Consider the following 8,898-nt stretch of genomic DNA (forward strand, 5'->3'; position numbering starts at 1 on the left):
CCGGCTATTGCAGCCAGGGCGCGTCGGGCAGTTCGTTGGGATTGTTGGGTGCGTCACCCTGCACTTCGTTGATCGCAAAATGCGCCATCAGCAGCGCCGAAGTTTCTTCCAGTGCCTGTGTCAATCCGTCCTCGTACCGGTTCTCCCTGAACGCCTGGGCCATGCGCGCCACCATGGCCTGCCACTGCGCCTGATCCACATGGCGCGCCACGCCGCGGTCCGCCACGATTTCAATGGCGTGCTCGGCCAGCAGCAAATAAATCAGCACGCCGTTGTTGTGTTCGGTGTCCCACACCCGCAGCTTGCCGAACATCGTGACCGCGCGCTGGCGCGTGAGCTGGCCGATGGACTGCTGTTTGCCCAGCCGCCACAGGTAACTCATGGGCAACGAGGCCTCCACGCATATCCGTATTTCGCCGCTATGCCGTCGCTCGCTGGCGGCCACCCGGCTGGCGAGCCGGTTGAGCATGTCGGGCGCAATCGCGCGCTGGGCGTCGGAGGCATCCAGCCAGAGGTGCTTGAGGATGGTCTTGAGTTTGTTGAGCATGTGCCTACCAGTCCCCTGATGCGCCGCCGCCGCCGAAATCACCGCCACCGCCGCTGCTGAATCCGCCGCCACTGCTGCTGCCTCCGCCCCAGCTTCCTCCGCTGCTGCCGCCGCCAAAGCCGCCGGTGTTCCATCCACCCGAAGAGCGGCCGCCCCGGCCCAGGGCACCCAGGCTGGCCACCAGCGCGAACACCATACCCGCCACAGTCGCCAGGCCGGCCACAATCAGGCTGCTGGTGAACACCCAGGCCAGTACGCCGACGGCACCGCCGGTGGCGATGGAGCCCAGCTTGCGCCCCAAGACGCCGGCGGCCAGGCGCCCGCCAATCGGCACGGCAAAGAACAGGAACACCGCGAGGTCGGTCCACTCGAAGCCGCTGTCAGCCATGCCCGAAGCACTTTTCTGCTCAGGCGCCGGGAGGTTTTCGCCGCTGATCAGCGCCATGATCTGGTCGGCCGCGGCATTCAGCCCACCGGCAAAGTCACCCTGTTTGAAGCGCGGGGTGATGGCGGTGTCTATCACCTGGCGCGCCGCGAGGTCCGGAATGGCGCCTTCCAGCGCCTTGGTGGTCTCGATACGGACCTTGCGATCATTCTTGGCCACAACCAGCAGCAGCCCATCGCCTACGCTCTTGCGCCCGATCTTCCAGGCGTCGCCCACGCGCTGGGCATAGGCGGCGATGTCTTCGGGCTGGGTGCTGGGAACAATGAGGACCACCACCTGCGCGCCGCGGCTTTTTTCAAACGCAGCGAGTTTGGCTTCCAGTGCCGCGCGCTGCGTGGCATCCAGCGTACCAGTGCTGTCCATGACGTGCGCCGTGAGGGCCGGCACCGGCTGAACGCCTTGCCCCCATGCCGCAGCGGGCAGCCACACCGCCAGCAACAACCCCGCCATCCAGCGGAGGAGACTGCGGCCCAATATCCAACCCGCTAGTTGCTGCACAGCAAGTCCTGCAGAAACTTATTTCTTCGTGAAGTCCACCACCGGCGGTGCGGAAATCTGTGCCTCATTGGCCACGGTGAAGTTCGGCTTGACGTTGTAGCTGAACATCATGGCCGTCAGGTTGCTGGGGAAGCTGCGTGTCAGCACGTTGTATTCCTGGACCGCCTGGATATAGCGGTTGCGTGCGACCGTGATGCGGTTTTCGGTGCCTTCCAGCTGCACACGCAGGTCGCGAAAGCCCTGGTTGGCCTTGAGGTCGGGGTACCGTTCGCTGACCACCATCAGGCGGCTCAGCGCACTGCCCAGTTCGCCTTGCGCCGCCTGAAATTTCTGGAAGGCGGCCGGGTCGTTGAGGGTTTCCGGTGTCACCTGGATGGAGGTGGCCTTGGCGCGTGCTTCAATCACCTTGGTCAGGGTGTCCTGTTCAAAGGCGGCTTCGCCTTTGACGGTAGCCACAATGTTGGGCACCAGGTCGGCACGGCGCTGGTACTGGTTCAGCACTTCAGACCAGGCCGATTTGGTTTGTTCGTCAAGGCGCTGAAAGTCGTTGTAGCCGCAACCCGTGAGGAGCAGGCCCAGCATGCTGACAAGGAACAGGTTTAAAAAGCGGGATTTCATGGCGATGTCTTTCGAAAATGCAAGCTGCAACACTAACATAGTCGAATGTCGATGACGCCTCATTCCCCCGGGTCCGTACAGGCATTGCAAGCCCTGCAGGCCAACCTGCGCCCCTTGGCGGCGGCAGCCGCGAAACCACGTCTGATGATTGCCGGCGCGACCGGCGTGCTGGGCAATGAAGTGTTGCGCCGCCTTGTGGGTAGCGGACGTTATGCGCACACCGAGGTGCTGGCTACTGAAACCATGACCACCGGGATGGCCGGTGTGGGGATTGTGCTGGCAGGAGATGCTTCAGCGATCGAGGCGTGGCCCGCGCGGCCTCAGCCGGTTCATACCGGCTTGGTCATGTTTGAGCCGCCACGGCTTTTTTATGGGCGTGAGCGCACACTGTGGACGCCCGTGCCGGGACAACTGCCGGTGTTGGCCCGCTGGTTGAAACGCTGTGGCGCACAGACACTGGTTGTGGTGGTGCCCCACACTTCGGGGCGTTTACCCGATGCCCTCAAGCGCGGACTGGCCGACCTCGATGAGCAAGCCGTGGCTTCGCTGGGTTTTGAACGCGTGTTGTTGGTGCGCTCGGCGCGCAAGGCTGAAGGTATTGCGGATGCCAATTTTTTCGAGAAGACGGCGTCGTGGATGCTGTCGACCCTCAAGTTCATGATTCCCGCAGCCGAGCAGCCGGTACGCCCCACCAAGCTGGCGGAATTTATCGACGCCGTGCTGCAGGTTTTGCCGCCGGGCACCCATGTGGCCGCTCCTGAACTGCTTTGGCAGGCTAACCAGAGCGGTGGAAACGGCCGGCGCGCCGGGCCGCAAGACAACAGCATGCAAGGTGTCGTACGCTCGTGGCTTGCTGCAAGGCTGAATCCCGAGCAGAATTCACCACCCAACGCCAAGCCGGACTGACGCCTTCCCATGCCCAAACCCAAAGTCCCGCCCGCCAGCAGCGGCAACGCCGATGACATCGAGGCGGCTTTTTATGAGGCGCTGCAAAGCGGCGACATCGAAAAGCTCATGGCCTGCTGGGGCGATGATGACGACATCGTCTGTGTGCACCCGGGTGGCGCCCGGCTGGTGGGACCGGCGGCCATACGCGCCACTTTCGACGCCATGTTTGCCAATGGCACCATCAATGCCCAGGCCATCAAGGTGCGAAAGGTCGAGACCATGAGCGCCTGCGTGCACAGCGTGCTGGAACGCATCGAAGTGCTGACCGATGAAGGGCCACGGCATGCCTACGTGATTGCCACCAATGTGTATCACAAGGGTGCGCAAGGCTGGCGCATGGTGGCCCACCATGCCAGCCCCGGCACGCCGCGGGAAATGCAGGAAGTGTCGGAAACACCGACCGTCCTGCACTGAAGGGCCTGCGATGAAATACGCAGCACCCTGGTGGCTGCCGGGCGGCAATTTGCAGACCATCTGGGCTGCGCTGCGGTCACGCCGCTACCTGGGCCCGCCGCCCGTGTTTCGCCGCGAGCGCTGGGATACCCCCGATAACGACTTTGTCGACGTTGACTGGATGCTCGATGGAAACGAGCCTTCGTGGGGGCTTCCGGCAGCTTTCCCGACGGGCAACGAATCCATCGAGGTGAGACGCAAGGAATCGCGCAAGGAAGTGCCGCTCCTGGTGGTATTTCATGGGCTTGAGGGGTCATCTGCCAGCCACTACGCCGAAGCGCTTGCCGATGTGGCCCGCGAGCGCGGCTGGGGCTGCGCCATTCCACACTTCCGGGGGTGTTCTGGTGAACTGAACCTGGCGCCGCGGGCTTATCACTCAGGAGATTTTGCAGAGATCGACTGGATACTGCGGCGCTTCGCGCACGCCCATCCCGGGCCGGTCGTTGCCGTGGGAATTTCATTGGGCGGCAATGCGTTGATGCGCTGGGCCGGCGAGCTCGGCGCAGAGGCCCGCCAGGTGGTCAGCGGCATTGCGTCCGTCTGTTCGCCGCTGGACCTGACGGCCAGTGGCTGGGCCATTGGCCGGGGGTTCAACCGGCAGGTCTACACCCGCATGTTTCTGAGAACCATGGTGCCGAAGGCGCTGAAAAAACTAGAACAGCACCCAGGCCTTTTTGACCGCGACCGATTGCTGGCCGCGCGCGACTTGTACGCTTTCGACAATGTTTTCACTGCGCCTGTCCATGGGTTCAAGGATGCGGACGACTACTGGCTGCGTGCCTCTGCCAAGCCGCATTTGCGCAGCATTGCCGTGCCGGCGCTGGCCCTGAACGCGTTGAACGATCCCTTTGTGCCGGCCGGCAGCCTGCCGCAAGCCGCAGACGCCGGCAGCCATGTCACGCTTTGGCAGCCGGCACAGGGCGGTCATGTCGGGTTTCCTTCGCCACCATTTCCCGGCCATGTGCGTGCCATGCCGGAGGCGGTTACCGGTTTCCTGGCTGCGCATCTTTGATGCTTACCCATAACCCTGCCCACATCGCACCTGCCATGTGCAGCGCAAAATAGCGGTATGGATGACATCGTCAGGCAGGCCATTGCCAAATGGCCCAATGTTCCGGACTGCTACGGCTGGCTGGGACTGGACGCACGCGGCAACTGGTACATGCGTGATGAGAGGGCCCAGGCCGCGGGGCCTTTTGGTGGCGCGCCTGGCCTGGACGCCGCGCGCCATGCGGCCAGCAAGGGATCGCTGCTCAGGCACGACAAGCTGATCGATTTCATTCAGCGGAATTATGAAAGCGACGCTGCCGGCCAGTGGTTCTTCCAGAATGGGCCACAGCGCGTGTATGTGGAGCTCGAAGCGACGCCGCTGATCTGGCGCGTCGCCCCCGCACCTATGCTTGAGGTCACGGCCCATTCCGGTCAAACGGCGCGGCCGCAGCGCTGCATCGTGGACGAATCCGGCAGGGTCTACCTGGAAACCGACCTGGGTTTTGGCCTCGTTCATACCCAGGACATGACGCATGCGGCCGACGCGATAGAGCAGGGCCTGTGGGTGCCCGAAGAAGTCCCGGCCAGCGATTTGTCGCGCCGGTTCGGCTATGTGCGAAGCCCGCAGTTGCTACAAAAAGAATAGCTGGTCGCGCTGGTCAAGATTGGGTTGCAGCCCATTTCCTTGTGAATTTTCATCAAATTCCCATTAAAAAAGCCGGTCATTGACCGGCTTTTTTGGGGGTGCACTACAGCTTACTTGGCCGCATTGACCATGTACTGCACCACGGCCTTGATTTCACCATCGGAGGCGGCCGAGCCGCCCTTGGGAGGCATGGCGCCCTTGCCTTTGATGGCGCTGGCTGTCAGCGCCTCGACACCTGCGGAAATCCGTGGGCCCCATGCGGCCTTGTCGCCCAGTTTGGGCGCATTGGCAACGCCGGCCACGTGGCAGGCCGCGCAGACCTGGCCATACAGCGCAGGGGCGGCGCCACCGGCAGCAGCCGGCGTTGCACCAGCGGCTGGCGCTGCCGTCTTGTTGGCTGCAGCGAGTGCGGCGACCACATCTGCCGATGGTGCGGCGGCTGCTGCGGCTGCAGGTGCCGAAGCGGCGGCAGCTGCAGGGGCGGCAGGCTCTGCAAACTTGCCGCCTGCGGCAGCCGTCATGTAAACCACTGCCCGGCCAATTTCGATGTCTTCAAAATCACCGCCGCCCTGGGCTCCCATGGCGCCTTTTCCCTTCAGGGCCGAGTGCCAGAGCGCGTCAAAACCGGTCTTGATACGGGCTGCCCAGGCACCCGTATCGCCAAACTTCGGCGCACCGGCTGCACCCGTTCCGTGGCAAGTCACGCACTGCGCCTTGTAGACCTCTTCGCCGGATTTCAGCGGACGGTTGGCATCACGGATTTCAACCGCGCCGATTTTCTGGATGCGCTGCGCAACCGCCTTGGCGCCTTCGTCCGCACCCGCAGCCGGCTTGTTGGCCGAAGCGACGTAATACACCAGGCCGATGATGGCGAAAACAGGAACGACAAAAGAGAAAAAAACCGCAGCCAGCAGTTGCTGGGGGGTTTTGATGGGGCCAGTATGGGCTTCTTCGTGGGCCGTGGTGTGGTCGTTTGCGCTCATGGCGTCCTCAAAAAACTAAGAATCGGGGGCTATCGCGTGATGATATGGCGCTCTTGGGCAGCGCTTGCTCAGCAACCTCACATTATAACTGGGGGCTTGCGGAGGCCGGGGAGCGCCGTGGCCGGCTGGTAGAATCGGCAACGTTGCGCGGCGAGAATCGCCCGCGCAAAACAAATTGCCCTGATTTCGCGCCCCTTTGGCCGCAAATTCCGGCGCAAACCGTTTCCAGCGTTGCGGCTGTAGCTCAGTGGATAGAGTATTGGCCTCCGAAGCCAAGGGTCGTGGGTTCGATCCCCGCCAGCCGCACCAATCATGTCTTTCAACTGTGCCGTTTCGTGTCCCGCGCAGCATAAGCGGGCCGGAACGGCACGCTTATGCTTCATTTTTGGCCGGCACGGTTATGCTTCCGGCCGATTTCGGCGAGAAACCGGTATTGCATAGGCCGAAGTGCTCTATTCCGGCACGGTTATGCTTCCAAATGGCAGGAGTGGTGCGAAAAGCGGCACGGTTATGGGTGCACGCGGCACGGTTATGCTTCCAAGCAACCTCCTGCATAGGGACATGCACTTCCCGAGCACAACCAATCTGTGCGCCTACTTGAATCTGTATCTTCGTCGGGTCAAAATCTAAGTGTGTTTTGCACTGCGGTGCTGACGGCACTTGGGATTACGCATGAATTTCCAGCAACTTAGAGAACAGCAAAACTGCCGAGCTCGTTCGGCTATTCGAGCTGGCACGAAATGGTTGACAGCGGCTGAACTACAGGGGGTGCTGACCGGGAATGACGCGGCCTGGATAAGCAGCCTTCCTAAGCGGCTTGAGATTTGGACATCAAGGGGCCAAATCTTCCGGGTGGAGATTGATGGTCTTCAGTGCTATCCCGCCTATATATTCAGTACTGATTGGCAGCCGCTGCTGGCGGTGAGGGATGTTATTTCCCTTTTCGAGGGTGCGGATTCAATGCGTCTGGCTGCCTGGTTTGAAAGCTCTTCATCCTTTCTCGGAGGAAGAAAGCCGCGAGAAATGATTGCTGAAAGCGGTGCAGCAGTTGTCGCCGCAGCACGGGATCTCCGCCAACAACAACTGGCCTGAGTTGAGTTCTCTCGTAACGTCCAACTCACTCGGAGTTTTCAATCAGCTCAAAATTACTGACGAGTCGCGCGTCGTTCGCGGGTTGCAGCGTCGGTGATCAACTGGAACTGTCATAAGAAGGGAGTACGTAATGCCGCCACAGGAAACTGGGCCAAGTAGCTCTTGGGCGAAGTTTGCATTAGACCTGTTGGAGCCTGAATTCGCCCCTATGCTTTCGCCGACCCACTACATTCGCCTTCTCGGCATGGATGCGGAGTCGCTAGCTCGGAATGCACGGGTATCTGTGAGCGCATTAACCATGACTCCAGGTGCCGCCCGTATTCAAAGTCACCTTAGGGAAAACCTCCGCGTCATCAGAGCAGCATATGACGCATCAGGCGGTGATCTCCCGAAAGCGTTGGATTGGTTCCGAACAGAGCAGCTTCCGCCCTTCAGTCAAAAAACCGCAGAGCAAGCGGTTGCGGCGGGTCGAGCGGATGACGTTATTCGTCTGATTAGTTCTTTCTACGCGGGCGCAGCGGGCTAGCTAGCGGTACCGATCAGGGTGCCGTCTCTCACGGCCCGGAGGAATGCTAGTCGAGAGCTCATCGAGAGACTTGCGGCATGCAAGCCGCACCTTTGCCTCCAATCCCTGATCGCGGTTCGGCACCGATCCCTTTCCTTGCGCTGATTTTCATTGGTAGGCTGAGGATTCACCACGTTGATCAAAAGTGCATCAAGGCACAAGGCTTCCATAAGCAGCATGACCCCATGCAATCTTTTGGCCTGAAGCTGAGGCCCCTTGCTTAGATCCGCCAAGAACTGGCAGGCCGACAGTTGGCAGTCCACAAAGGCATCCATGCTCTGTGCTGCATAGCTCATCCGGGCCTCGAGTAGGTACACGACTAGGCCGACCCACTTCCCGAAGTCGGAAATGACCGCTCTCCTGTTCGCCGCAGTTTTCTTGAGGTGCCAAAACTGGCCATTTTTCGCGGCGGTTCGCTCCCCCGCGCTGTCCACTCTCGCGACAAAATGCACATGGACGCTTTCGTCCAGTGCCAAGTAAGTCGATTTCAAGCCGTTGAGATCAAGCTCCGGTTTCCAGGTTAAGAGATCCCATAACGGGGTGTAGAACACCTCGTTCGTATCAGGGAAAACCTTCGCGATGCGGGCAACCAGTGAGGTGGGTGATGCCGTAAGCGCGCCTTGAGGGACAACTTCCCCGCGCATGTACCGGGACCAGAGACCACTGGTCAAGGCAAGCCTGTGCGATTTACGCAAGAGTGCCTCCAACTCCTGCACCTGGCTCCTCCCGCTGGCCAGCAAAACGGCATGACTCCAGAAGGACACCCTGAGCCGATTAACTAGCTGGGTTTTGGGGCGACCACGCTCGTAACTATTGTGTAAAACCAAGACAAATAGGAAAAAAAGTAGTAATTTCTTTCCTATGCTGTTGAATTCCGCTGAAGTCTGACCCGAGTTTTCCATCGAATATTGACCCACACTCTTTGTGAGCAGAAGGTGCTCACGATGTGGATAAGTTCTTGGTTTTCTCCTTTTTGGGCTGAGTCTGTGTGGATCTGCCTCAAAGTGCGCCGCTGTTTCCGCGATCTTGTTGCCTCGATTCCTAGCCAGGTGGCCAGCTTCTCGGCGTAGGGATCGAGCTTGCTGGAGCTGACCCGCCTTGGGTACTTGGGCT

10 protein-coding genes and 1 tRNA gene are annotated in these 8,898 nt (G+C 60.8%); 6 read left to right on the forward strand and 5 right to left on the reverse strand.

Features of this window, described 5'->3' with window-relative positions; translation table 11 throughout:
* Window positions 1–4: 4 nt before the first annotated feature.
* From AC1DYR_RS22010 to AC1DYR_RS22020, 3 genes are all read right to left on the reverse strand, one after another.
* A complete protein-coding gene (locus tag AC1DYR_RS22010) occupies window positions 5–547 on the reverse strand; it encodes a TPM domain-containing protein (RefSeq protein ID WP_477706944.1) in 543 nt (180 codons plus the stop codon).
* 4 nt (window positions 548–551) lie between these two features.
* A complete protein-coding gene (locus tag AC1DYR_RS22015; protein WP_477706951.1) occupies window positions 552–1,442 on the reverse strand; it encodes a TPM domain-containing protein in 891 nt (296 codons plus the stop codon).
* Between the two features lie 66 nt (window positions 1,443–1,508).
* On the reverse strand, window positions 1,509–2,108 hold the full coding sequence (locus AC1DYR_RS22020; protein WP_477706945.1) for a LemA family protein: 600 nt from the start codon (window positions 2,106–2,108) through the stop codon (window positions 1,509–1,511).
* A 45-nt stretch (window positions 2,109–2,153) separates the two neighbouring features.
* Here AC1DYR_RS22020 and AC1DYR_RS22025 point away from each other — a divergent pair, with 45 nt between their 5' ends.
* From AC1DYR_RS22025 to AC1DYR_RS22040, 4 genes are read left to right on the forward strand one after another with little or no spacing between them, the layout of a single operon-like run.
* On the forward strand, window positions 2,154–3,014 hold the full coding sequence (locus AC1DYR_RS22025) for a hypothetical protein (protein ID WP_477706946.1): 861 nt from the start codon (window positions 2,154–2,156) through the stop codon (window positions 3,012–3,014).
* Window positions 3,015–3,023: 9 nt separating this feature from the next.
* Window positions 3,024–3,470, forward strand: a complete 447-nt coding sequence (locus tag AC1DYR_RS22030; RefSeq protein ID WP_457281576.1) for a YybH family protein — start codon at window positions 3,024–3,026, stop codon at window positions 3,468–3,470.
* A gap of 10 nt (window positions 3,471–3,480) precedes the next feature.
* Window positions 3,481–4,521 (forward strand): YheT family hydrolase, encoded by a 1,041-nt coding sequence (locus AC1DYR_RS22035; protein WP_477706947.1) that lies wholly within the window; start codon window positions 3,481–3,483, stop codon window positions 4,519–4,521.
* Between the two features lie 57 nt (window positions 4,522–4,578).
* Window positions 4,579–5,145, forward strand: a complete 567-nt coding sequence (locus tag AC1DYR_RS22040) for a DUF2946 family protein (protein WP_477706948.1) — start codon at window positions 4,579–4,581, stop codon at window positions 5,143–5,145.
* A gap of 110 nt (window positions 5,146–5,255) precedes the next feature.
* On the opposite strand, the gene AC1DYR_RS22045 is transcribed toward AC1DYR_RS22040, so the two are convergent.
* On the reverse strand, window positions 5,256–6,128 hold the full coding sequence (locus AC1DYR_RS22045) for a c-type cytochrome (RefSeq protein ID WP_477706949.1): 873 nt from the start codon (window positions 6,126–6,128) through the stop codon (window positions 5,256–5,258).
* A 233-nt stretch (window positions 6,129–6,361) separates the two neighbouring features.
* Here AC1DYR_RS22045 and AC1DYR_RS22050 point away from each other — a divergent pair.
* Both AC1DYR_RS22050 and AC1DYR_RS22055 read left to right on the forward strand, forming a co-directional pair.
* Window positions 6,362–6,437 (forward strand) — tRNA-Arg (locus AC1DYR_RS22050).
* Between the two features lie 363 nt (window positions 6,438–6,800).
* Window positions 6,801–7,220, forward strand: coding sequence for a hypothetical protein (locus AC1DYR_RS22055; protein WP_477706950.1), 420 nt, complete (start codon window positions 6,801–6,803; stop codon window positions 7,218–7,220).
* 522 nt (window positions 7,221–7,742) lie between these two features.
* Here AC1DYR_RS22055 and AC1DYR_RS22060 read toward each other — a convergent pair.
* On the reverse strand, window positions 7,743–8,898 hold a 1,156-nt coding region (locus AC1DYR_RS22060; protein ID WP_477706952.1), incomplete at its 5' end, for a hypothetical protein.

The organism is Polaromonas sp. P1_F9, from assembly GCF_056405615.1.

Excerpts from the sequence above, each read along its gene's own strand:
- AC1DYR_RS22010 (WP_477706944.1), bottom strand. The coding sequence starts at position 547 with ATGCTCAACAAACTCAAGACCATCCTCAAGCACCTCTGGCTGGATGCC.
- AC1DYR_RS22015 (WP_477706951.1), bottom strand. The coding sequence starts at position 1,442 with ATGGCGGGGTTGTTGCTGGCGGTGTGGCTGCCCGCTGCGGCATGGGGG.
- AC1DYR_RS22020 (WP_477706945.1), bottom strand. The coding sequence starts at position 2,108 with ATGAAATCCCGCTTTTTAAACCTGTTCCTTGTCAGCATGCTGGGCCTG.
- AC1DYR_RS22025 (WP_477706946.1), top strand. The coding sequence starts at position 2,154 with ATGTCGATGACGCCTCATTCCCCCGGGTCCGTACAGGCATTGCAAGCC.
- AC1DYR_RS22030 (WP_457281576.1), top strand. The coding sequence starts at position 3,024 with ATGCCCAAACCCAAAGTCCCGCCCGCCAGCAGCGGCAACGCCGATGAC.
- AC1DYR_RS22035 (WP_477706947.1), top strand. The coding sequence starts at position 3,481 with ATGAAATACGCAGCACCCTGGTGGCTGCCGGGCGGCAATTTGCAGACC.
- AC1DYR_RS22040 (WP_477706948.1), top strand. The coding sequence starts at position 4,579 with ATGGATGACATCGTCAGGCAGGCCATTGCCAAATGGCCCAATGTTCCG.
- AC1DYR_RS22045 (WP_477706949.1), bottom strand. The coding sequence starts at position 6,128 with ATGAGCGCAAACGACCACACCACGGCCCACGAAGAAGCCCATACTGGC.
- AC1DYR_RS22055 (WP_477706950.1), top strand. The coding sequence starts at position 6,801 with ATGAATTTCCAGCAACTTAGAGAACAGCAAAACTGCCGAGCTCGTTCG.